The 22,709-nt window shown below is 71.8% G+C and carries 17 protein-coding genes; 9 read left to right on the top strand and 8 right to left on the bottom strand.

Annotated elements, in window-relative coordinates; genetic code table 11:
• The first annotated feature begins 291 nt into the window (after window positions 1-291).
• Entirely contained in the window at window positions 292-1,695 is a 1,404-nt protein-coding gene (locus tag IE252_RS01235; RefSeq protein WP_373298490.1) for a purine-cytosine permease family protein, read from the top strand.
• Between the two features lie 7 nt (window positions 1,696-1,702).
• Here the strand turns inward: IE252_RS01235 and IE252_RS01230 are convergent, their stop codons facing one another.
• Window positions 1,703-2,266 (bottom strand): HutD/Ves family protein, encoded by a 564-nt coding sequence (locus IE252_RS01230; protein WP_190087320.1) that lies wholly within the window; start codon window positions 2,264-2,266, stop codon window positions 1,703-1,705.
• Window positions 2,267-2,753: 487 nt separating this feature from the next.
• Between IE252_RS01230 and IE252_RS01225 the strand changes: the two genes are divergently transcribed.
• From IE252_RS01225 to IE252_RS01205, 5 genes are all read left to right on the top strand, one after another.
• Window positions 2,754-6,056, top strand: coding sequence for a S8 family peptidase (locus IE252_RS01225; RefSeq protein WP_190087812.1), 3,303 nt, complete (start codon window positions 2,754-2,756; stop codon window positions 6,054-6,056).
• Between the two features lie 175 nt (window positions 6,057-6,231).
• Window positions 6,232-7,311 carry a polyprenyl synthetase family protein gene (locus IE252_RS01220; protein WP_190087319.1) on the top strand — a complete coding sequence of 360 codons (1,080 nt, stop codon included), beginning with the start codon at window positions 6,232-6,234 and terminating at the stop codon, window positions 7,309-7,311.
• 31 nt (window positions 7,312-7,342) lie between these two features.
• Entirely contained in the window at window positions 7,343-7,996 is a 654-nt protein-coding gene (locus tag IE252_RS01215) for an ABC transporter ATP-binding protein (protein ID WP_190087318.1), read from the top strand.
• The gene (locus IE252_RS01210; RefSeq protein ID WP_190087317.1) at window positions 7,993-8,790 is read left to right on the top strand and encodes an ABC transporter permease; all 798 of its coding nucleotides are present in this window, start codon (window positions 7,993-7,995) and stop codon (window positions 8,788-8,790) included. The genes IE252_RS01215 and IE252_RS01210 overlap by 4 nt, the downstream gene beginning before the upstream one ends.
• A gap of 219 nt (window positions 8,791-9,009) precedes the next feature.
• Window positions 9,010-9,222 (top strand): SRPBCC family protein, encoded by a 213-nt coding sequence (locus IE252_RS01205; protein WP_190087316.1) that lies wholly within the window; start codon window positions 9,010-9,012, stop codon window positions 9,220-9,222.
• A gap of 24 nt (window positions 9,223-9,246) precedes the next feature.
• On the opposite strand, the gene IE252_RS01200 is transcribed toward IE252_RS01205, so the two are convergent.
• The 6 genes from IE252_RS01200 to IE252_RS01175 all read right to left on the bottom strand — a co-directional run bounded on the left by IE252_RS01200 (window position 9,247) and on the right by IE252_RS01175 (window position 16,402).
• Window positions 9,247-10,398, bottom strand: a complete 1,152-nt coding sequence (locus IE252_RS01200; protein ID WP_190087811.1) for a hypothetical protein — start codon at window positions 10,396-10,398, stop codon at window positions 9,247-9,249.
• A 110-nt stretch (window positions 10,399-10,508) separates the two neighbouring features.
• Window positions 10,509-11,504, bottom strand: coding sequence for a LacI family DNA-binding transcriptional regulator (locus IE252_RS01195; protein ID WP_190087315.1), 996 nt, complete (start codon window positions 11,502-11,504; stop codon window positions 10,509-10,511).
• Window positions 11,501-13,264 carry a glycoside hydrolase family 36 protein gene (locus IE252_RS01190; RefSeq protein WP_229847820.1) on the bottom strand — a complete coding sequence of 588 codons (1,764 nt, stop codon included), beginning with the start codon at window positions 13,262-13,264 and terminating at the stop codon, window positions 11,501-11,503. Before IE252_RS01190 ends, IE252_RS01195 begins: the two co-directional genes overlap by 4 nt.
• A gap of 2 nt (window positions 13,265-13,266) precedes the next feature.
• Window positions 13,267-14,130, bottom strand: coding sequence for a carbohydrate ABC transporter permease (locus IE252_RS01185; RefSeq protein WP_229847818.1), 864 nt, complete (start codon window positions 14,128-14,130; stop codon window positions 13,267-13,269).
• Window positions 14,127-15,044 (bottom strand): carbohydrate ABC transporter permease, encoded by a 918-nt coding sequence (locus IE252_RS01180; RefSeq protein WP_190087313.1) that lies wholly within the window; start codon window positions 15,042-15,044, stop codon window positions 14,127-14,129. Before IE252_RS01180 ends, IE252_RS01185 begins: the two co-directional genes overlap by 4 nt.
• Window positions 15,041-16,402, bottom strand: coding sequence for an ABC transporter substrate-binding protein (locus IE252_RS01175; RefSeq protein ID WP_229847816.1), 1,362 nt, complete (start codon window positions 16,400-16,402; stop codon window positions 15,041-15,043). Before IE252_RS01175 ends, IE252_RS01180 begins: the two co-directional genes overlap by 4 nt.
• A 205-nt stretch (window positions 16,403-16,607) precedes the next feature.
• Between IE252_RS01175 and IE252_RS01170 the strand changes: the two genes are divergently transcribed.
• Window positions 16,608-18,599, top strand: coding sequence for a carbohydrate-binding protein (locus IE252_RS01170; protein WP_190087312.1), 1,992 nt, complete (start codon window positions 16,608-16,610; stop codon window positions 18,597-18,599).
• On the top strand, window positions 18,596-19,735 hold the full coding sequence (locus tag IE252_RS01165) for an aminotransferase class V-fold PLP-dependent enzyme (RefSeq protein WP_190087311.1): 1,140 nt from the start codon (window positions 18,596-18,598) through the stop codon (window positions 19,733-19,735). Before IE252_RS01170 ends, IE252_RS01165 begins: the two co-directional genes overlap by 4 nt.
• Window positions 19,736-19,751: 16 nt before the next feature.
• Here the strand turns inward: IE252_RS01165 and IE252_RS01160 are convergent, their stop codons facing one another.
• The gene (locus tag IE252_RS01160; RefSeq protein ID WP_190087310.1) at window positions 19,752-20,162 is read right to left on the bottom strand and encodes a Fur family transcriptional regulator; all 411 of its coding nucleotides are present in this window, start codon (window positions 20,160-20,162) and stop codon (window positions 19,752-19,754) included.
• 319 nt (window positions 20,163-20,481) lie between these two features.
• On the opposite strand from IE252_RS01160, the gene katG reads away from it, so the two are divergent.
• The gene (katG, locus tag IE252_RS01155) at window positions 20,482-22,707 is read left to right on the top strand and encodes a catalase/peroxidase HPI (protein ID WP_190087309.1); all 2,226 of its coding nucleotides are present in this window, start codon (window positions 20,482-20,484) and stop codon (window positions 22,705-22,707) included.
• Window positions 22,708-22,709 lie beyond the last annotated feature (2 nt).

The following is a 22,709-nucleotide window of genomic DNA, read 5'->3' as shown; positions in this document are numbered from 1 at the left end:
CCGTTCGCCCCTCCGCTTGTTGATCTTCCTTCCGGGAGGCTATGGGGCGAATTCAGGCCAGCCATGAGTACGCGTACTCAATCGTGATCATCCATGCGTTCGGCGACCCACCGGCCTGACGGCCCGCTGTGAAATTTGCCATTCAAGATCTTGCTGTTTGTTCATGCCCATGCCAGATTCGGCGCAGCACCACCTGGGTCAACGGCGGAGTTCGTCCTGAACACGCCGGAACAGCTGCGGGGAGAGGCCACCACCATGCCGGTTCAACACGCCCCTGGGGACCGTCTCGCGATGGAGCGGCGGACCATCGAAGCCGTACCGGACGCCGAGCGGCACGGCACGCCGCGCAGCCAGTTCACCCTGTGGTTCGGCGCCAACATGCAGATCACCGCGATCGTCGACGGCGCCCTTTCGGTCGTCTTCGGGGCCGACGCGCTCTGGGCCATACCCGCGCTGCTGATCGGCAACGTGCTCGGTGGCATCGTGATGGCGCTGCACTCCGCACAGGGGCCGCGGCTCGGCGTACCGCAGATGATCTCCAGCCGCGCACAGTTCGGGGTCTACGGCGCGGTCCTGCCACTGGTGTTGGTGATCCTCATGTACCTCGGCTTCGCCGCGACCGGCAGTGTGCTGGCCGGGCAGGCGGTGTCCGAGATGCTGCACATCGGCACAAACGCCGGGATCCTCGTCTTCGGGGCGCTGACCGCCGTGGTCGCCGTCACCGGCTACCGCCTCATCCACATCGCGGGCCGCATCGCCACCGTCGTCGGCGCGCTCGGCCTCGGCTATCTGCTGGTGCGGCTGTTCACGCAGTACGACGTCGGCGCGCACGTCGGCAACAAGGGCTTCGAGGCGGCGACCTTCCTGCTTGCCGTTGGCCTCGGAGCGGGATGGCAGCTGACCTTCGGCCCGTACGTCGCCGACTACTCGCGCTATCTGCCCCGCGACACCAGCACGCGCGCGACGTTCTGGTCCACCTTCGCGGGCTCGGTCATCGGATCCCAGTGGGCCATGACGCTGGGCGCGCTCACCGCGGCCGTCGCGGGCAAGGCGTTCCTGCCCGACCAGGTCGGCTTCCTCGGCGATCTGGCGGGCCCGGCCTTCCTGGCGTTCCTCATCTACCTGGTGATCGTGGTCGGCAAGCTGACCGTCAACTGCCTGAACGCGTACGGCGGTTTCATGTCGATCCTGACCACCGTCACCGCCTTCGACCGCCGCTCGCGCATCTCGGCCGCCGTACGCGCCGCCTACATCGTCGGCTTCATCGCGGTGTCCATGGTCATCGCACTCGCCGCCAGCGACGACTTCCTGACCAACTTCAAGAACTTCGTGCTGCTGCTCCTGACCGTGTTCACACCGTGGAGCGCGATCAACCTGGTCGACTACTACCTGCTCTCGCGCGAACGCGTCGACATCCCGGCCCTGTACGACCCGGACGGCCGCTACGGACGGTGGAACGTCACCGCACTGACCTGCTACGTCGTCGGCGTCGCCGTGCAGGTCCCGTTCCTGGCCACCAAGCTGTACACCGGCGCGATCACCAAGAAGCTCGACGGCGCCGACATCTCGTGGATCGTCGGTCTGTTGGTCACCTCGGCCCTGTACTGGCTGTGGGCGCGGCGCACCACCAACCCGCCCGCCGAGACCATCCACCCGACCGCGACCGAAAGCGGTCAGGCAGCGCCGGTCGTCTGATCCCGCGTCACCCCGTCGGCACGACATCCGCCCACAAGGCATCGGCGTCGGCCGAGAGCGGTACGACCGCTCCGGCCGGCGCCTCGTCGTCTCCGTCCCACCACACACCCTGCCCCGACGTCAGCCCGTGATCGCCGAGCTGCCAGCGGCCGCGCAGCACATAGAGCACCCCGGCGTGGCCCGCGCGCGGCGCGACCGGGTCCGCGACCCGGGCCACCTTGGCGGTCCAACGGCCGCGCCGCACCATGAGGTTGAGCACACGGCACGGGCCGCCCGGCAGTTCGGCGTCGAGGGCGAGGTCGCCGGAGAACCCGAACGGCTCCCCCGCACGCGCCAGCAGCCGGTCGAACTCCCCGGGGCAGGTCAGCCGCACACCGTCCCCGGTCAGCAGGGTGAGCGTACGGTCCACGCCCGGGAACGCCGAGAACGGCCCGTCCCGGTGGATGTCGGCGATGCTCGCGCGCCACCCGAACTCCTCGGCGCCGACCGGCCGTGAGGCGATCTCCCTGGTCGCGCCGCCGCCGTTGCGCCACGGGCCCGCGGGCAGTGTCTCCGCATCGAAGGGGTGCATGGGTGGGGGCTCCTTCCCGATCTTGTAGCGATGCTACGCGCCGAAGGGCCACGGGCCGCACGGCGACAGCTGCCGTACGGGGTGCGGATACGGCCAAGTGGAAGGGCACGTACCGATCGCGAGCGAACCGGGCCTCGAAATGCGCGCGGGGCCTGTCCTGGACCGGGATCCGGAGGAGCTGCCATGCGCCGGTGTCGCAGAAGGATCGCTCCGCCGTCACACAGCGGTCACACCACTGTCGCGGCCCCATCGCACTCGCCGACCTCGGGATGGCTTGAACCCACGTGCCTCAATCCCCCACTCCCGTACCGCCGTTGATCACGTCACATACTGCGCTGAACCGGCCCGGCGAGCGCCGTTCGCGCCCCTGGCCGGACCCGACCACTCGACCTCATCCCAAGCTCCTGGGGGAGACTTGCGCGCACACAGGCACAGAGCACGCGCCGTCACCGTCGCGGCGGCCACTTCGGTGGCCCTCGTGGCGGGTATGACCGGCCCCGTGGCAGCGCTCGCCGCGAACACCACGACCACACCGAAGACCCCGCGCCTCGACAGCGACCAGCGGATCCAGCTCGTCACGGGCGACCGCGTGAGGGTCGGCGCCCAGGGCCAGGTGGTGGGCTTCGAACCCGCCAAGGGCCGTGAGCGCATACCCGTACAGCTGCAGCGCATCAAGGACCACACACTGGTGGTGCCCAGCGACGCGCAGCGCCTGATCGCCACGGGCAGGCTGGACCAGCGGCTCTTCGACGTCACCGCGCTCACCGACCCGCTGCTGCGCGAGAGCCACCGCGACGGGCTCAAGCTGATCGTGCAGTACGACGGGGGTGCCGGTGCCGCGCGGGCCGCGGTGCGTTCGGCCGGTGACACCCAGGTGCGGCGCACGTTCCCCACCATCAACGCCGACGCCGTCCGTACATCGCGGGACGACGTGGCCAGGGTGTGGGCGGCGCTGACCAGTCCGCAGAAGAGCGGCGTACGCGCCACCGCCTCCGGTGTCGCCAAGGTGTGGCTGGACGGGGTGCGCACGGCGAGCCTGGACCGCAGTGTCCGGCAGATCGGCGCCGACAAGGCGTGGGAGGCCGGGTACGACGGCAAGGGCGTCAAGATCGCCGTCCTGGACACCGGCGTCGACAAGACCCACGACGACCTCAAGGACCAGGTCGTCGAAGAGAAGAACTTCTCCGCCTCACCCGACACCGCCGACCGCGTCGGGCACGGCACGCACGTCGCCTCGATCGCCGCCGGCACCGGTGCCAAGTCGGGCGGCAAGTACAAGGGCGTCGCCCCCGGCGCGAAGATCATCAGCGGCAAGGTGCTGAACGACGGGGGACGCGGGGACGACTCCAGCATCATCGCGGGCATGGAGTGGGCCGCCGCCGAGGGCGCGGACGTGGTCAACCTCAGCCTCGGCAGCCCGGACTCCCCCGGTGTCGACCCGCTGGAGGCGATGGTCGACAAGCTGTCCGCCGAGAAGGGGATCCTGTTCGCCGTCGCGGCGGGCAACGAGGGCGAGGGCGGCGAGTCGACGCTGGGCTCGCCGGGCAGTGCGGACGCCGCGCTGACCGTCGGCGCCGTCGACCGGGACGACAAGCTGGCGCCGTTCTCCAGCATCGGCCCGCGCACCGGCGACGGCGCCGTCAAGCCGGACGTGACCGCGCCCGGCGTCGCCATCGCCGCGGCGGCGGCCGCGGGCAGTGCGATCGACACCGACCCCAGCACGCCCCACCCGGCCCCGGGCTACCTCCAGATCGACGGCACCTCCATGGCCACCCCGCACGTGGCGGGCGCGGCGGCGATCCTGAAGCAGCGGCATCCGGACTGGAAGTCGGCCGAGCTCAAGGGCGCGCTGACCGCGTCCGCCAAGGGCGGCGACTACACCGTCTTCCAGCAGGGCTCGGGCCGCGTCCAGGTCGACAGGGCGCTGGCCCAGAGTGTGATCGCCGACCCGGTCTCGCTGAGCTTCGGCGTCGCGCAGTGGCCGCACACCGACGACCGGCCGCTCACCAAGAAGGTCGTTTACCGCAACCTCGGGACCAGCGACGTCACCCTCGATCTGGCGGTGTCCGGGGTGGACCCCGGGGGCGAGCCGGCCCCTGCCGGGTTCTTCCGGCTCGGCGCCACCAAGGTGACCGTGCCCGCCGGCGGCAGGGCCGAAGTGGACCTGACCGCCGACACCAGGATCGGCGACGCCGACGGCGCCTACTCGGGCCATGTCACCGCCACCGGCGCGGGCCAGTCCGTCCGCACGGCCGCGGCGGCCGTCCGCGAGCCGGAGTCCTACGACGTGACGCTGAGGACGGTGGACCGCGACGGCACCGACGCGCGGAACTTCTTCAGCAGCCTGATCGGCACCACCGGCCCCGCCAAGGGCTTCCAGGCCCGGATCGACAACGAGCCGGGCACGCACAAGATCCGCGTGCCCAAGGGCTCGTACATGTTCAACGCGGCCGTCTACCAGGACCCGTCGGACTTCGCCAAGGGCACCGACTGGATCGCCCAGCCGAAGCTGGACGTCTTCGCGGACACCGCCGTCACAGCCGACGCGCGCACCGCCAAGCCGGTGGACCTCACCGTGCCCGGCCTCGACAAGGCGGACTACGGGGGCACGTACTACGAGCTCGGGAAGACCGACATCGGCCGCGTGGGCAACGGCTGGGTGCTGCGCGGCTTCACCGGCTTCCGCACGGCCCACCTGGGTCCGGCCGTCACCGACGGCTCGCTCCTGCAGACCTGGGACGCGCACTTCGTCAAGGGCGACACCGCCCAGTACTCGGTGGCCTTCGGCGGGAAGACGCAGCAGGTCGCGACCGGTTACACCCGGCATGTGAAGGCGACCGAGCTGGCGACGCTCAAGGTCGACGTCGGTGCCTCCGCGCCCGGGAAGACCACGCTCACCTCCCCCTTCGCCCATCTGCCGGGCGCGCCGGAGGGCAACGGCTTCTCCGCACCGCAGCCGACGCCGGGCACGCGCACCTTCTACGTGTCCACCACCGACGGCGTCAAGTGGGCGACGAAGTCCGACCAGTTGGGCGAGCCCGACAAGCGGGGCTACCCGGCCTTCGACGGCTCGTACGAGATGTCCGAGCCGAAGCGCTACGAGGCGGGCAGGACGTATCACGAGACGTTCAACACCGGCGTCTTCGGCCCGCTCCTGGGCGAGAAGACGGGCGTCTTCCGCGCGGCCCCCGACCCGGCCACGGGTGAGCAGCAGCTCGTCGGCGCCGTGCCGCTGTTCGCCGACGGCAAGGGCCACACGGGCTTCTCGGCGTATACCTCGGCCGTGTCCACCCTCTACCGCGACGGCGTCAAGGTCGCCGAGAACGACGACCCGCTGACCGGCGGAAAGCCGTTCACCGTCGACTCCGCCGACGCCGAATACCGCCTGACGACCTCCGTCGAGCGCTCGGCGAAGGTCGCCACGACCTCCACCCGCATCGACACCAGCTTCACGTTCCGCTCCCAGCGGGTCGCGACCACCACGTCGCTCCCGGTGTCCACGGTCCGCTTCGCCGCCCCCGTCGACCTGGCCTCGCGCGCCCCGGCGGGCCGACCGGTCCAGATCCCGGTGACCGTACAGGGCTCGGCGGCCGGAAAGAACCTCAAGTCGCTGGCGGTGTCGGTGAGCTACGACGACGGAAAGACCTGGCAGCTGGTGAAGGTCGAGAACGGCAGGATCTCCGTGAAGAACCCGGCGAAGGACAAGGCGGTCTCGCTCCGAGCCGACGTCACGGACAAGCAGGGCAACAAGTCGATGCTGACGATCCACAACGCGTATTACGGGAAGTGATGTTGCCTCGGTGATGGGTTGGTTTGACGACTGCGTGCTGGGAGGCGTTCGAGGACGCTTTCCAGCACGTTCGTTCGTGAAGGGCCCAGATGGACCCCGCCCGCCCGCAACCCATGATCGTCACCCTCGTTATGCCACCAAGGGGAACGACGACAGCAGGGTGGGCCGGGAGACGATGACTGACACGTTGGCGGGCGGTGTTGGGGTCTGGTGCGGTGGTGAACCCGGCTCGGGTGACGGGGAGTTCCTCGGGTTGCTGCGGGCGGGGACCGGGCTCGTCGAACCCGTGTTGCGCGAGGCCGTGGGGCGGTTGCACGGGTCGTTGGCCTCGGTGTGTCGGTATCACCTGGGGTGGGACGGTGGTGACAGCCGCGCGCCCGCCGTGGTGCGGGCCGGCAAGCGGGTGCGGCCCGCGCTCGCGCTGCTCTCGGTGCGTGCGGTCGGTGCTCCCGAGGGGTACGCCGCCGTCGCCGGCACCGCGGTCGAGCTCGTGCACCAGCTGTCGCTGCTCCACGACGACATCATGGACGGCGACACGGAGCGGCGCGGCAGGCCCACCGCCTGGGCCCGCTTCGGCACCGGCGCCGCCGTGCTCGCCGGTGACGCCCTCGTCGTGCAGGCCGTCGCCACCATCTTCCACGCGCGCGCTCCCGGCGCCTCCGCCGCCACCGAGGAGCTGATCTCCGCCGTGGAGCAGATGGTGGCGGGGCAGGCGGAGGACCTCACCCTGGAGCACCGCTGTGCCCACCAGGTGTCCGTGCCCGGATACGTGCGCATGGCGCGCGGCAAGACCGGGGCGCTGTTCGGCTGCGCGGCGGCGCTCGGCGCCGTGCTCGCGCAGGCACCGCCAACCGTCGTACGGGCCCTGCGCGGCGCGGGCAGCGACCTCGGCGTGGCCTTCCAGATCCTCGATGACGTGCTCGGCCTCTGGGGCGACGGGGCGCTCACCGGAAAGCCCGTCGGTACGGATCTGGTGCGCGGCAAGAAGACCCTTCCGCTGGTGCTGGCCGCCGGGTCGGACACCGCCGACGGGCGGCGGCTCGCGGCCCTGCTCGGCCCCGCCCCGCTGCCGTCGGCCCAGGTCCCCGAGGTCATGGGCCTGCTGGAGGCCACGCGCGGCCGGGAACGGGCCGAGGAGGTGGCGGCCCGCCATGTGGCGTCGGCCGTGGCCGCGCTGGACGCCGCCGAACTCCCCGCGGACGTACGGCAGCAGTGGCACTCGATCATCGACGGGCTGTCGCAGCGCCGCGGCTGAGACGAGAAAGAAACGCCGGAAGGGGGCTCCTATGACGCTCGGACCCTGCGCCCTGCGCGTGCTCGATCTGCACAAGGCCTATCGGTCCCGCCGGGTGCTCAGAGGCGTCTCGTTCGCCGTCGAGCCGGGCACGCTGGTGGGCATCGTCGGAGAGAACGGCTCGGGCAAGAGCACACTGCTGCGCGTCCTCAGCGGGCAGCTCGCCGCCGACTCGGGCGAGGTGGAGCGGCGCGGCACGCTCGGGTACTGCCCGCAGGCGACCGTGCTCAACGACGCGCTGACCGTCGACCAGCATCTGCGCTGGTTCCGCACGGCCTACCGTCTGGACGGGACCCGGCGCGCCGACGAACTCCTCGACGAGCTGCGGTTCGCCGAGTACCGGCACACCCGGGTCGAGGTGCTCAGCGGGGGCACCCGGCAGAAGCTGAACCTGACGCTCGCGCTCATGCACGACCCCGATGTGCTGCTGTTGGACGAGCCGTACCAGGGCTTCGACTGGGAGACGTATCTGCGGTTCTGGGACGTCGCCGCGCGGCTGCGCGACCGGGGCCGCTGTGTGCTCGTCGTGTCGCACCTGGCCTGGGACGCCGGGCGGCTGGACGTCGTCCACCGACTGAAGGACGGAGTGGCCGCGCCCTGGAGCGCCCAGGAGCGCACCGGCGTCCCGCAAGGAGCGTCGCGTTGAGGCGGGCGTGGGAGGTGTTCCGCACCGGCGCGGGCTTCGCGCTCCTCGAACACGCCCGCAACCGGCTCGCCATCGTCCTGGTCGTCGTCTACATCCCGCTCTGGCTGACGATGGAGCACTGGTTCGTGACGCCCGCGCCCGCGCGGTTCCTGCTGCGCGCGACCGGTCGTACCGTCACCGTCGACGGCAACCACCTGACGATGGTGTCCGGCGCCGTCAACACGGTGACGCTGATCGTCGGGTTCATGATGTTCATGACGACCTTCAAGGCCCTCGCCTTCGACAGCAGGCTCGCGCTCGCCGGATACCCCCGCAGCTGTCTGCTGGTGGGCAAGGTCATCGCCATGACGGTCGCCTCCGCCCTGGTCGCGGGGTACGCCACGCTGATCGTGTGCTGGTACTGGGACCCGGTCCGGCCCGTCCTGCTCGCCCTCGGCCTGTTCACCGCCGCCGTGAGCTACGGCGGCATCGGCATCCTGCTCGGCGCGTTCCTGCGCAGCGACCTGGCGGGGCTCTTCGTCATCATCATGACGAGCCTGCTGGACACGATGCTCCAGAACCCGATGAGCAACACGGAAGCCGATAAGCAGGGGCTCCAGTTCCTGCCCGGCTACGGCCCCACCCAGATCGGCGTCGCCGCCGGTTTCACGTCCACGGACGCCTCGCTCGGGCATCTGCTACTCGGTCCCGCCTGGTTCCTGCTGATGTGGGCCCTCGGCACGGCGGCGTTCTTCGTACGGACCCGCAACCACCTCCGGGTTCCTACCCCACCGCCGACAGCGAGCCCCGTGTGAACCGCCACGCCATCCGCTTCACCGACACCTGGCGCACACCGCTCGCACCCGACGCCGTGTACGCCACGCTCGCCGACCTCACGGCCTACCCGCAGTGGTGGCCGAGCTTCCGCTCCGTACGGGAAACCGGGGAGCGGGAGTGCGAGGTCGTCATCCGTGCCCTCCTGCCGTACGAGCTCACCGTCCGTATGACGCCGGTCGTGGAGGATCCCGCCGCGCGTGCTGGAGGCGGCGCTCGACGGCGGCCTCGCAGGCAGCGTGCGCTGGGCCGTGGCCCCCGACGAACACCACGGGTCTGCGGCCCACTTCGCCCAGCACGTCACCATCCGCAAGGCGGCACTGCGGCGCTGGATGCCGCTGGCGCGCCCGTTCTTCCACCTCAACCACGCCGTGGCGATGCGGGCCGGGCGGCGCGGCCTGGCACACCGGTAGACCCGGCGGGCCGGGCGGCGCGGCCTACTTGTTCGGGTCCCGGAAGCGGCCGAACGCCTTCGTGAGGGCGCCCAGCGGCTTGCCGTCCGCCTTGGCGGGCCTGGGAGCGGGCAGGCGGGGCACGCCGTCGCCGCCGGTCGCCTCGGCCAGCGCGGCCTGGGCCGCCTCGGCGGCCTCCCGGTACAGGTCACGGGACTTCGTCATGGCGTCCAACGCCTCGGCGTACTTGGTGACCATGCCCTGGGCATGGACCAGCTCCTCGTCCGGGGTAAGCAGGTGCCAGCCCTGGCGCAGCCGGGTCAGGACCCGCTCGGCGTCGACGGGCAGGGGCCTGGGCAGGGCGGCGAACTCCTTGATCCTGTCGAGGAGTTCGGTGGGCTCCGAGCCGTCCAGGAAGACGCTGCGCACGGTGAAGCGGTCCGCGTCGTAGTCCGGGCCCTGCGGGTCCGCGGGCAGGACGACGGCGCCGCCGCGCGGCAGCCGCACACCCAGCTCCCGCTTCATCGCGAAGTCGGCGATCTGCGCCTGCTCCGGTGTGCTGCGGTGCTCGACCACCAGGTGACGCAGGCTCGGCGGCAGGAACGCCGAGACCGGCCGCTGCCCCGCCGCGTCCGGCGTCATCGCCTCGTGCACCACGACGTGGATGAACCAGCTCTGCCGGGTGCAGTCCCGCAGCCGGTGGCGCAGCTCGTCGTCGTCCTTCGGCAGCTGGTTGGTCGTGCGCAGCCGCACCCCCGGCACGGTGTCGTGGTCCCAGGCGATCCGGTCGCTGTCGGGCCAGAACATGGTGGCGGGCGAGGGCCAGTGCGCCTCCCACGCGCGTTCCGCCTCGGCGGCGAGCACCCAGGTGACGCCGTCGCCGTCCTTGCGGCGGGACTCGGGGTCGTACGTGGTCAGCTGGGCCCGCACCGTGACGTCCTCGGCCACGCGCCAGCGGGCCTCGAAGACGCGGCGGGCCGAGGGGCCGGGGTCGGCGGTCTCGTCGCGCGGGTGCAGCACGGTGGAGCGCGCCGCCTCGACGGGGTCGAGGTCCAGGAAGTCGTCGAGCACCCCGGCCGCCTTGAGGGCGATCAGGTTGCGCCGGACGTCCTGCTCGGGCTCGGGCCCGAGGTGGCGCGCGCGCCCCAGCCACGCGGTGCCGGGGACGGTGGTCGAGGAGGTGCTCTTCTTGGCCATGGAGTCGTTCTGTAGGTGGTCGGGGCCCGACCAGTATCCTCCGTCTACCTGCATACGGAAGCGGTACCAGGTCTACTTGTGCACCCTATTCGACGGCGTTCCCCGCCTCGTCACCGAGGTGCGGGCCCCGTCGAGGCGCGGATGACCAGCTCCGGGTCGAAGAGCAGCTCGCCCGTGGGGACCTCGCGGTTGCTCACCAGGGACAGCACGCTGCGGCCCACCTCCAGGGCCAGGCGGTCCGCGGGCTGGCGGACCGTGGTGAGGGCCGGGTCGGTGAACTCGGTGACCGACGAGCCGTCGTACCCCACCACCGAGACGTCGTCCGGGACCGACAGGCCCTGCCGGCGCAGGCCCCGGACGGCGCCGAGGGCCATGTAGTCGCTGGCCGCGACGATCGCGGTGGCGCCCTGCGCGACCAGGGACGCGGCGGCCGCCTGGCCGCCCTCCACGGTGTAGGACTGCCGCACCACCCACCGCTCGGCGTCGTCCGCGCCCCGGCGGGTCATCGCGTCGACGAAGCCCCGCACCCGGCGGTCGGCGGGCCGGTTGCCGGAGGGGCCCGAGGCCATGCCAATGCGGCGGTGGCCGAGGCGGTGGAGGTGGTCCACGGCCAGTTCGGCCGCGAGCGCGTCGTCGGTGGAGAAGACCGGCACCGGCACGCCGTCGGCGAACTCGCCGTTGATGCCCACGTACGGGACGCGGCGCTGGCGCAGCAGCTCGTAGCTCTCCGTGTCGGCGCCCTCGACGGTGTTGGACGCCGACAGGAAGACGACCGCCGCGACGCCCTTGTCCACCAGCGCGGAGAGGAAGTCCAGCTCCTGCACGCCGCCGGGGAAGACGGGGCACAGGATGGTCTTGAGGCCGTGCGGGGCGAGGGCCGACTCGATCCGTTCGGCGACGTCGGCGAAGAACGGGTTGGAGACGAACTCCGTGACCACCGCCACGAGTTGCCCCTGGGTGGGGCGCTCGTAGCCGAGCTCCGCCATGGCCTGCTCGACCGTCTCCCTGGTCTTGCGCGACACGCCCTGACGCCGGTTGATCACCCGGCTGACGGTCGCCTCGCTGACCTGTGCATGGGCTGCGACGTCGGTGATACCGACCTTCATCGCGGTCCTTCCGTGTGTGTGAGCGACACCAGACCGCCGCGCGGGACGGCCAGCAGGCGGAGCCCCTCCGGCAGGAGCGTCAGAGGATCATCCATCATACGGCCGTCGGGCCCGTGGACCCGTGCCCGCACCGGGCCGCCGCCCCCGGTGACCTCCACCGTCAGCCGGTCCCGGTCGGAGCCGTTGACCAGGTGGAAGCGGCGGTACGCGGCGAAGTCGAGGACCGCGACCCGGTCGCCGTGCACGCTCTGCAGACACTCGTCGCCCCGGGCCGCCGCCACCAACGGGTAGAGCTCGTCCGGCCGCCCCGGCTCGACCCGGCCGTCGAGCAGCAGCTCGCGGTGCCTCTGCCAGCGCCCGAGCCAGAACCGCACCACATCCAGGTGCTCGCGCGGGACCTCGTCGAGGCGTACCGAGATCTGGGGTACGGAGTGCAGGGCGCCGATCAGCTGCCGGGCCACCGCCTCGGCGCTCGCGTCGCGCGACCACATCACCATGTCGGAGTGGACGGCCGTACCGACCGCGAGCAGCGAAGTGTCCAGGGTGCGCACCCGGTTGGCGGTGGCGTCGGCCGGGCAGTCGAAGGAGCGCAGCATGTTGCCGTACGGGGTCATGCCGGGCCCGGCGTACGGCTGGCGCAGTTCCAGCAGCACCTCGGGGCGGACCGCCTCCAGCTCCCGGCGCAGGCCGCTGAGCAGCTCGGTCATCGCCGGGCCCACGTCCCCGGCGCCGTCGCCCGCGTACACCGCGGCCTCGTCGAGGAAGTCGAGCTTGAGGCCGTCGAGGCCGTGGTCGCGTACGAGTCGGACGCACAGGTCGATCACATGACGGCGCACCTCGGGCAGCCGGGGGTCGAGCACCCGGGCGCCGGGCACGGTGGCCGGGGCGGGCGCGGCGGCGGCCCAGTCGTCGTGGCAGTCGGCCTCCGGGCCGAGCAGTAGCGGCGCCACCCAGACCAGATGGCGCAGCCCGAGGGCGCGCACCCGGGCCACGTGCCCGGCGAGGTCGGGGAACTTGGCCGGGTCGGGCTGCCAGTCGCCGCATCCGGCGTAACCCCGGCCGTTGCCGTACCGCTGCCAGCCGTCGTCCAGGATCAGCGTGCCGCACCCCAGCTCGGCGGCCGGACGCGCCTGGGTCTCCACCGCTGCGGCGGTGACGTTCTGGTTGAAGGCGTACCAGGTGGAGTAGACGGGCCGCCGGGCCGCGTCCGGCACCGGCATCGGCGGATGGGCGGCGGCGAACCAGTCGCGCAGCGGGCGCAGGGCCGAGGCGACCGACGGCGCGCGCGGGACGAGCAGGAGCCGGTGCGGGCCGGTCCGGGCGGGCATCCGCAGATGCACCACATGGGTGTCGTTCTCCTCCGAGACACCGAAGCGGACCGTGGCCTCGGAGACCGGGTCGGCGGCGGCGAAGGTGAGGAGGGTGGCGCCGGAGTGCTCGTACAGACAGCCCGCGGCGGGGCCGTTGACCAGGCTGACCGTGCTCCGGCCCTCCCAGTCGGCGACGAGCGTGCGCCGCCAGCCGCCCTGGGGGTGCCAGTAGCCCGCACTGTCACCGAGCGGCACCGAGAGGCGGATCTCGACCGGGGTTCCCCGGGTGTGGACCTCCAGCATCCGCAGCCCGCCCGGGAGTTCGGTGAGGGTCCAGTGGGGGTCGGCGTCCGGGGCGAGGACGGCGATCGACACCTCGTCGAGGAGGGGCTCCCAGGGGGCCGGGGCCTCGTGGGCGGTGGTCACGGCGTCGTACACGGGTGCGTTCATGGTCATTCCTTCACCGCGCCCGCGAGCAGGCCGGATACGAAGTGGCGCTGGAGGACGAGGAACACCACCGCCATGGGGACGGCGGCGATGGACGTGCCCGCCAGGATCGCGCCGTAGTCGGTCTCGTCGAGGCCCTGGAGCGAGGCGAGCGCGACCGGGATGGTGAAGGAGGTGCCTTCGCGCAGCACGATCAGCGGCCAGACGAAGTCGTTCCACTGGTAGAGGAAGAGGAAGATGCCGAGGGCCGCGAGGGCCGGGCGCATGGGCGGCAGCGCGACCCGCCAGAACAGCCGCAGTTCGCCGCAGCCGTCCATCCGGCCCGAGTCGAGCAGTTCCTTGGGGAGTGCGGCCATCGACTGCCGCATCAGGAAGATGCCGAAGGGCAGCGCCAGGTTGGGGGCGATGACCGCCTGATAGGTGTCGAGCCACTGGAGGTCGGCCATCATCCTGAACAGCGGCACCAGGGTGACCTGGGTGGGGACGACGAGTCCCAGCATCAGCAGCCCGAACAGGAGCTCGCGGCCGCGGAAGTCGTAGGTGGCGAAGCCGTACCCGGCGAGGGTGCAGACGGCGCCCGCGAGGAGGGTGTATACGACGGCGATGCCCAGGGAGTTGAGGATCACCCGGCCGAAGTGGGCCGAGTCCTGGAGGGTGTGCAGGTTCCGCAGGAGGTGGCCGCCGGGCAGGAGGGGCGGCGGGCTGGCGAAGATCTCCTGCGAGCTGTGGGTGGCGGCGACGGCCAGCCAGTAGAAGGGCACCGCGACGGCCGCGAGGGCCAGGGCGAGGCCGGAAGTGAGCAGGATGCCGCGCCCGGGGTTTCTGTTCGTCACGGAGGTCGTCACCGAGGTCGTCGCGGAGGTCGTCACGGCTTCTCTCCCAGGAGGCGGAACTGGAGCAGGCCGAGGAGGCCGATCAGCACGGTCAGGGCGTAGGCGAGGGCGGAGGCGTAGCCGAAGTCGAAGTAGGTGAAGGCGTTGCGGTAGAGGTACACGCCGATGGTGAGGGTGGCGTTGTCGGGGCCGCCGCCGGTGAGGACGTACGGCTCGTCGAAGAGCTGGAGCGTGCCGATCGTCGACAGGACCGTGGTGAGCAGCAGCGCGGGACGCAGGCCCGGCAGCGTGACGTGGCGGAAGGCGGCGAAGGCGCCCGCCCCGTCGACGGAGGCGGCGTCGTACAGCTCGTGCGGGATCGTCTGCAGCCTGGCGAGCAGCAGCACGGCGTTGTAGCCGGTGTAGTGCCAGGTCAGCGCGAGACCGAGGGAGATCCGCGCCCACAGCCCGTCGGTCAGCCAGGGCACCGGATCGATGCCCAGCTGTCCGAGGAGCCAGTTGACCAGGCCGTAGTCCTTGTTGAGCAGGACGGAGAAGACGATTCCGTACGCGACGAGGCCGGTGACCATGGGCAGGAAGAAGCCGAGCCGGAACAGCGAACGGCCGCGCAGGAGCGTCGAGTTGAGGGCCACGGCGAGGGCGGTGGCGAGCGCCAGCATCAGCGGCACCTGGACGGCGAGGATCACCCCGGTGTTGCGCAGCGCGGTCCACATCAGCGGGTCGTCGAGCATGCGGGTGTAGTTGTCGGCGCCGACGTAGGTGTCCACGCCCGCGACCGTGCGGTGCAGGCTCATCACGAAGGACCAGCCGATGGGGTACAGCTTGAACGCGGCGAAGAGCAGCAGCGCGGGCAGGACGAAGAGGTACGGGGCCGCCCGGCCGCGCCGACGGGGGCGGGCGGCCGGGGCCTTGGTCCTGGCCGGGGCCGGTGCGGGCGGCGCGAGCGTCATCGGGCGGCCTTCCGGCCGGTCTGGCGGGCCAGGTCGTCCGCCGCGGCGCGGAGCACCTTCGCCGGGTCGGCGCCCTTGAGGAGCACCTTGGACTGGGCGTCGGTGACGAGTTTGAGGGCCCGGGCGTAGTCGGAGGTGTAGTTCACCGCCGGGGAGGGCGCCTTCAGGGCGGCGAGGAAGGTCTCGCCCTTGCGCTGGCCGCTGAAGAACGCCGACGGCTGGTGGAAGGCGGCGTCGTCGTACGCCTTCATCAGGGCGGGGGCGATGCCCTTGCCCCGGTAGATCCGCACCTGGGAGGCGGGGCGGGTGAGGGCGAACTCGACGAACGACCAGGCCGCGGCCCGGTGTTTACTACTGCCCGCGATGGCGAGGTGGGTGGAGTTCACGGTGGCGGCGGTGGGGCCGCCACGGCGTACCGCCGGAGGGAGGCGGACCTTCCACTTGCCTGCCTCGGCAGGGACCTGCTCCTCGATGACGCCGCCGAACCAGGTGGGCCAGGGCAGGACGGCCGCCGTGCCCCGCTTCAGCGAGCTCATCAGGGCGTTCCAGCCGCCGGCGAGGTCGCTGACCAGACCGGCGTCGTTCATGGTCTTGATCAGGGTCATGGCGCGGACGGCCGCCGGGGAGTCCAGGGTGATGCGCCCCTCCAGGTCGAAGTAGAAGGCGCCCTGGAGCTGGAGCAGCATCTGGAAGAAGTTGGCGGCGTCGGGCTGCGAGGCGGGCTTGTCGATGCCGAGCAGGTACGCGCCGGTCTTCGCCTTGAGCTTCTTGCCCGCCTCGATGGTCTCGTCCCAGGTCTGGAGCGCCTCGACGTCGACTCCGGCGCGCTCGAAGAGGTCGGCGCGGTAGTAGAAGCCCGCCGAGTTGGCCTCCCAGGGAAGGGCGTTGACCCGCTTGCCGTCCGGGCTGACGGTCCCCCACAGGCCGGGCGCGAAGGCGTCCTTGTGGGTGGTCGCGCCGAGCGGGGCGAGGTCGGCGAGACCGCCCGGGAAGCGCTCGACGTAACCGGGCAGATAGTCGACGCCGATGTGCAGGACGTCGGCGAGGCCCCGACCGCCGGCCGCCATCCCGGCGGTGATCTTGTCCCAGATCGCCGGGTTGCCGATGTCCTCGACGGTGACCTGGATGTCGGGGTACGTCTTGTTGAACTCCGGTACCAGCGCCTTGAGTTCGGCGGCCGGGCCCTGCCAGGACCAGACGGTGATCCGGCCCTTGCGGGGGTCGCCGGCCGCGCCCGCGTCGCCGCCTCCGCCGCTGCCGGAGCAGGCGGCCAGACCGAGGGACCCGAGGGTCCCGGCTCCCATCAGGAGGACGCCCCGCCGTCCCGGCCGTCTCTCCGGCTCCCTGTCGTCCCTCACGTCGGATCCCCTCTGTTCGCGCTGTCACGACGTTGACGGGGCGGGACACTACAAGCCTCCACAATCAACTTGCAATGGAGAAATGAAAACTTTCAGCTTGACCAACTTTCCATTGCTGTCTGGCCCATTGCAATCCTTCGCTAGAGCTTGCTAGCGTGCCGCGCGCCCCGCTCCGACCGACCTGATCCCCCCGGGAGAGAACCCGATGACGCGTTCCCGTACGACGCTGCTCTCCGCCGTCGCACTACTCGGCACGCTCGCTCCGCTCGCCCTGGCCCAGCAGCCGTCCGCGGCCCAGCCGTCCGCCGCGAAGGCGCCCGTCGCCGGCGCACCCGCCGTGCTCGCCGTGGGCGACCCCGGCTTCGAAGCGGGCGGCGGGGCCTGGCAGTTCACCTCCGGCACCGGCGTCGCGACCAACAACCCGCACAGCGGGAGCCGACTGGTCTACCTCGACGCGGGCAGCGGCATGAAGGTCTCCCAGGCGGTGACGGCGACCGGCCGCGGTGCTTACGTCCTCTCCGCCTGGATCGCCACCGGCGGCCCCGGTGGCCGGTACGTCCTGCGGGTCAACGGCGCCACCGCCACCTCCCTGGACCTGCCCGCCTCCGCCAACTACCGCCGCTACACGCTCGGTCCGGTCGCCCTGGCGCCCGGCGACCGCCTGGAGGTCGCCTTCGAGTCGGGGCAGGGCTGGGTGAACGCCGACGACGTGATGGTCTCCCCCGCGACCCCGGCCCGCCCCAAGGTCACCTCCAGTAACCCGGAGATAGCCGAGATGTTCGACTGGGCCGCGCGGAAGGCCAACAGCTGGGTCCAGTCGCCGGGCACCGTGGGCCCCCTCGACGCCGACGAGCGCCAGACCGGCGGCACCGGCAGCGGCGTCTACTCCCCGTCCTACTGGGCCGGTTACGCCAACCGCAGCGGCTACTACTCGCGCGACATGGCCCACCAGCTCGGCGGCGCCGAAGTGCTCGGGCTGCGCACCGAGGACAAGGAGATGCTGCGCGCCTTCGCCGCGTCGGCGACGGCCCGGCACGCCTACTACCCGGTGTGGGCGCTCAACTTCGACGACCGCACCCCGCTGTCCATCGACTACCGCTCCCCCGACCTCTTCGTGCGCGAGGTGCCCGCCGTCTTCGAGCTGGTGCAGAAGGCGGAGGAGGCGTACCGCTGGAGCGGGGACCGCGCCTACCTCGACGACCCGGCCCTGTGGGACTTCTACCGGCACGCCACCGAGGAGTTCGTCGCCCTGCACGACGGTACGAAGGACAACGGCCCGGTTCGCGTGGCCGAGGGCACGGGGAAGGGCATCTTCCAGGGCACCGCCAGCTACAACGAGCAGAGCGACGAGCCGCTCGCCGAGGCGGGCGACGCCATCGGCTCCCAGTACCAGGCCTACCGGGCGATGGCCTCGCTGGCCCGCGCCAAGGGCGACCGCGACACGGCCGCCCGCTTCGAGCGCCGGGCGAACGACCTCAAGGCGTACTTCAACACCACCTGGAGCGGCGGCGGTTCTGGCGCCGCCATGGTGCGCGGATACACCACCGACGGGCGCGCCCTGACCGGCTGGGGCAAGGAGAACAGCTGGTTCATGCCGATGAAGCGGATCCTCGCGCCCGGCGCCCGGCGCGAGGCCTACCTCGACTACATCGACGCCCAGGCCGAGGGCGCGGGGCGGCCCGACAACATCGAGGCCCTGACCTACCTGCCGGACACGTTCTTCACCAACAACCGCCCCGACACCGCCTGGAAGTGGATGCGGGAGATCTACGCGCAGAAGGACGTCCAGCACGTCAACACCCGCCAGGGCACCAACGGCGACTACCCGGAGGTCTCCTTCACCCTCGTCGGCCAGACCGTCCAGGGGCTGATGGGCGTCACCCCCGACGCCCCCGCCCGTACCCTCACCACCCAGTCGCGACTCCCGTCGGGCATGGAGTGGCTGAGCGTCGAGGACCTGCGCGTCGGCGACTCCGCGTTCACCCTGCGCCACGACACCCGGCGCCGCTCCACCCTCACCCACACCTCGGGCACCGTGCCCTACACCTGGCAGGCGCGCTTCCCGGGCGCCCACGCCACCGTCACCGTCGACGGGGTGCCGCGCCCGGCCCGTACCGAGATGATCGACGGCATGACGTACACCACCGTCCGCACCCGAGTGGCCCCCGGCCGCACCGTCACCGTCGAGGTGCGGTGACCGCGCCCGGCGCGTTCCCCGGCGGCGCCGAGCTGTTCCGGCTCGGCCCGCACGTGGCCCACCTCAACCACGGCTCCTTCGGGGCCGTCCCGGTCCCCGTCGCCGCCGCCCACCGGCGGCTGGTGGAACAGGCCCACGCCGACCCGGACGCCTTCTTCCTCGGCGTCCCGGACCGGCTCGCCGAGGCCCGGACCCGGATCGCGGCCCGGCTGGGGGCCGATCCCGAGGGGGCCGCGCTCGTCGACAACGCCACCGAGGCCGCCAACCTCGCCCTCGACGCACTGCGGCTGGCGCCCGACGACGAAGTGCTGGTCACCGACCACGGCTACGGCACGGTCGTCGCGGCGGCCGCCCGCCGCGCCCGCGTCACGACCGTCGCCCTCGCCCCGGACCTGCCCGACGAGGAGGCGGTGCGCAAGGCCGTGCTCGCCGCCCTCACCCCCCGCACCCAGGTCGCCCTGCTCGACCAGATCAGTTCGCCCACCGCCCGGTTCATCGCGACCCCCGGGCTCCTCGCCGACCTCGCCGAGCGAGGGGTGACCACGGTGGTCGACGGCGCCCACGCCCCCGGCATGCTGGCCGAACCGCTGGCGGGCGGGCCCGACTTCTGGTTCGGCAACCTGCACAAGTGGGCGTACGCGCCGCCGGGCAGCGCCCTGCTCGTGGTCTCCCCCGCCCACCGGGAGCGGGTGCCCGCGCCCGTTCCCTCCTGGGAGGACGACCGCGGTTTCCCGCGTGCGCTCGAATACCGGGCCACCGTCGACTACACCGGCCGGCTCGCCGCACCCGAGGGCCTCGACCTGCTGGCGGACCTCGGTCCGGAACGGGTGCGTGCGCACAACAGCGCCCTGGCGGGCTACGGCGCAGGCCTCCTCGCCCGCCTCCCGGGCCTCACCCCGCTGCCCGCCGACGACCGCCTCGCCATGCGGGCCCTGCGCCTGCCGTCGGGCCTCGCCCGCACCCCGGCCGAGGCGGCCGCCCTGCGCGAGGAGATCGCGGCCCGCCTCGGCTTCCGGGTGCTGATCTGGCCCTGGCCGGGCGGCGGCGGCATCCGTGTCTGCGGGCAGATCTACAACGTGCCACAGGAGTACGAACGCCTCGCGACGGCCCTGCGGCCGCTCCTCGACGGGCGATGACCCACGCGGATGGGCGCTAGGCGCACGACGGGCAGAGCCCCCGGTAGGTGATCTCGGCCGCCGACACCGTGAAGCCGAACCGCTCCTCGGCCGGGAGCTGGGAGAGCGGGTCGCCCGTCGTGTGGACGTCGCGGATGGTGCCGCAGCCGGAGCACACCAGGTGCTGGTGGGGGCGGTGCGCGTTGGGGTCGTAGCGCTTGGCGCGGCCGTCGGTGGAGACCTCCAGGACCTCGCCGAGGGAGACCATCTCGCCCAGCGTGTTGTAGACGGTCGCCCGGGAGATCTCCGGCAGCCGCCGCACCGCGCGGGCGTGCACCTCGTCGGCCGTCAGGTGCACGTGGTCGCCGTCGAGGACCTCCGCCACGACACGCCGCTGCGAGGTCACCCGCCAGCCGCGTCCGCGGAGCCGCTCCAGCAGGTCACTCATTAGGGGTCCTTCCCTTCCGGCCCGTGGAGATCGAGTGGAACAGTGACGGGGCGCCCGTTCACCGGTGGCCGTACAGCTTCCGACCGAGGACGAAACCGGTGAGCTTCTTGACCTGGACTGCGTCCATCGTAGGATCGATCCCATAGACGGCCAAGGGAGCGGACACGTCCGATCGAAGCGTCCGTCCCCTCCGGGCCCCGCTCCGGACCGGCCGTCCACCGTCCACCCATGACCGCGACGGGACCGTTCCGCCGCATCGAACCGCTCGACCCCCGAAGTCCCCTGAGCAGTGTGATCCACCCAGCCCGGAAGGATTCCGATGTCTGAGAACCACGACGCGATCGTCACGGACCCGAAAGCGGAGGAGGGAAGCGGCGGCTGCCCGGTCGCGCACGGTCGCGCCCCGCACCCGACGCAGGGCGGCGGAAACCGGCAATGGTGGCCGGAGCGGCTCAACCTGAAGATCCTCGCCAAGAACCCCGCGGTGGCCAACCCGCTGGGCGAGGGGTTCGACTACGCCGAGGCGTTCAAGACGCTCGACCTGCCGACCGTGAAGCGGGACATCGCCGAGGTGCTGACCACCTCGCAGGACTGGTGGCCCGCCGACTTCGGCCACTACGGCCCGCTGATGATCCGCATGGCGTGGCACAGCGCCGGCACGTACCGCATCAGCGACGGCCGCGGCGGCGCCGGAGCCGGTCAGCAGCGCTTCGCCCCCCTCAACAGCTGGCCGGACAACGCGAGCCTGGACAAGGCCCGCCGACTGCTGTGGCCGGTCAAGAAGAAGTACGGCAAGAGCCTGTCCTGGGCCGACCTGATGATCCTCGCCGGAAACGTCTCCCTGGAGACGATGGGCTTCAAGACCTTCGGCTTCGGCGGCGGGCGCCCGGACGTGTGGGAGCCCGACGAGGACGTCTACTGGGGCCCCGAGACCACCTGGCTCGACGACCAGCGCTACACCGGCGACCGCGAGTTGGAGAACCCCCTCGGCGCGGTGCAGATGGGTCTGATCTACGTGAACCCGGAGGGCCCGAACGGCACCCCGGACCCGATCGCCGCGGCCCGCGACATCCGTGAGACGTTCCGCCGGATGGCGATGGACGACGAGGAGACGGTAGCGCTCATCGCGGGCGGCCACACCTTCGGCAAGACCCATGGCGCGGGCCCGGCCGACGCCGTCGGCCCCGACCCCGAGGCCGCCCCGCTGGAGCAGCAGGGCCTGGGCTGGCACAACTCGTACGGCACCGGCGTGGGCGGCGACGCGATCACCAGCGGCCTCGAGGGCATCTGGACCAACACGCCGATCACCTGGGACAACAGCTTCTTCGAGATCCTCTTCGGCTACGAGTGGGAGCTCTTCAAGAGCCCCGCGGGCGCGCACCAGTGGCGGCCGAAGGACGGCGCCGGCGCCGGGACCGTCCCCGACGCCCACGACGCGTCCAAGACCCACGCGCCCACCATGCTGACGACCGACCTGTCGCTGCGGTACGACCCGGTGTACGAGCCGATCTCGCGGCGGTTCAAGGAGAACCCGGCCGAGTTCGCGGACGCGTTCGCCCGCGCCTGGTTCAAGCTGACCCACCGCGACATGGGTCCCGTCGTCCGCTACCTCGGCCCGGAGGTCCCGGCCGAGCAGCTGCTGTGGCAGGACCCGCTGCCCGCGGTGACGCACGAGCTGGTCTCCGCCGCCGACGTCGCCTCCCTCAAGGAGCGGATCCTCGGCTCGGGCCTCACGGTGTCCCAGCTGGTGTCCGCCGCCTGGGCGTCGGCCTCCTCCTTCCGGGGCAGCGACAAGCGCGGCGGCGCCAACGGCGCGCGCGTCCGCCTGGAGCCGCAGCGCGGCTGGGAGGTCAACGACCCGGACCAGCTGGCGGTGGTGCTGAGCACCCTTGAGGGCATCCAGCGGGAGTTCAACTCCGGTGCCAAGCAGGTCTCCCTGGCCGACCTGATCGTGCTCGGCGGATCCGCCGCCGTGGAGAAGGCCGCCAAGGACGCGGGCCTCGCCGTCGAGGTGCCCTTCGCGCCGGGCCGCGCGGACGCCTCGCAGGAGCAGACCGACGTGGAGTCGTTCTCCGCCCTCGAGCCGACCGCCGACGGGTTCCGCAACTACCTCGGCAAGGGCAACCGGCTCCCGGCCGAGTACCTGCTGCTCGACCGGGCGAACCTGCTGAACCTCAGCGCTCCCGAGCTGACGGTCCTGGTGGGCGGTCTGCGGGTGCTGGGCGCCAACCACCAGCAGTCGTCGGCGGGCGTGCTCACCAAGACCCCCGGGGTCCTGACCAACGACTTCTTCGTCAACCTGCTCGACCTGGGCACGACGTGGAAGGCGACCTCCGAGGACGCCACCGCCTTCGAGGGCAGCGACGCCGCCACGGGCGAGGTCAAGTGGACCGGCACCCGGGCCGACCTGGTCTTCGGCTCGAACTCGGAGCTGCGCGCCCTCGCCGAGGTGTACGCGAGCGACGACGCGAAGGAGAAGTTCGTCAAGGACTTCGTCGGGGCGTGGGTGAAGGTCATGAACCTGGACCGGTTCGACCTCGTCTGATC

The organism is Streptomyces melanogenes (assembly GCF_014649795.1).
Lineage (GTDB): Bacteria > Actinomycetota > Actinomycetes > Streptomycetales > Streptomycetaceae > Streptomyces > Streptomyces noboritoensis.
The sequence above is the reverse complement of the archived record's forward strand: the minus strand, read 5'-3'. Positions and strand labels throughout refer to the sequence as shown.

What these genes read in the sequence shown, in the direction of transcription:
- IE252_RS01235 (WP_373298490.1), top strand. Translation starts at nt 292, where the DNA reads ATGGAGCGGCGGACCATCGAAGCCGTACCGGACGCCGAGCGGCACGGC.
- IE252_RS01230 (WP_190087320.1), bottom strand. Translation starts at nt 2,266, where the DNA reads ATGCACCCCTTCGATGCGGAGACACTGCCCGCGGGCCCGTGGCGCAAC.
- IE252_RS01225 (WP_190087812.1), top strand. Translation starts at nt 2,754, where the DNA reads ATGACCGGCCCCGTGGCAGCGCTCGCCGCGAACACCACGACCACACCG.
- IE252_RS01220 (WP_190087319.1), top strand. Translation starts at nt 6,232, where the DNA reads ATGACTGACACGTTGGCGGGCGGTGTTGGGGTCTGGTGCGGTGGTGAA.
- IE252_RS01215 (WP_190087318.1), top strand. Translation starts at nt 7,343, where the DNA reads ATGACGCTCGGACCCTGCGCCCTGCGCGTGCTCGATCTGCACAAGGCC.
- IE252_RS01200 (WP_190087811.1), bottom strand. Translation starts at nt 10,398, where the DNA reads ATGGCCAAGAAGAGCACCTCCTCGACCACCGTCCCCGGCACCGCGTGG.
- IE252_RS01195 (WP_190087315.1), bottom strand. Translation starts at nt 11,504, where the DNA reads ATGAAGGTCGGTATCACCGACGTCGCAGCCCATGCACAGGTCAGCGAG.
- IE252_RS01190 (WP_229847820.1), bottom strand. Translation starts at nt 13,264, where the DNA reads ATGAACGCACCCGTGTACGACGCCGTGACCACCGCCCACGAGGCCCCG.
- IE252_RS01180 (WP_190087313.1), bottom strand. Translation starts at nt 15,044, where the DNA reads ATGACGCTCGCGCCGCCCGCACCGGCCCCGGCCAGGACCAAGGCCCCG.
- IE252_RS01170 (WP_190087312.1), top strand. Translation starts at nt 16,608, where the DNA reads ATGACGCGTTCCCGTACGACGCTGCTCTCCGCCGTCGCACTACTCGGC.
- IE252_RS01160 (WP_190087310.1), bottom strand. Translation starts at nt 20,162, where the DNA reads ATGAGTGACCTGCTGGAGCGGCTCCGCGGACGCGGCTGGCGGGTGACC.
- katG (WP_190087309.1), top strand. Translation starts at nt 20,482, where the DNA reads ATGTCTGAGAACCACGACGCGATCGTCACGGACCCGAAAGCGGAGGAG.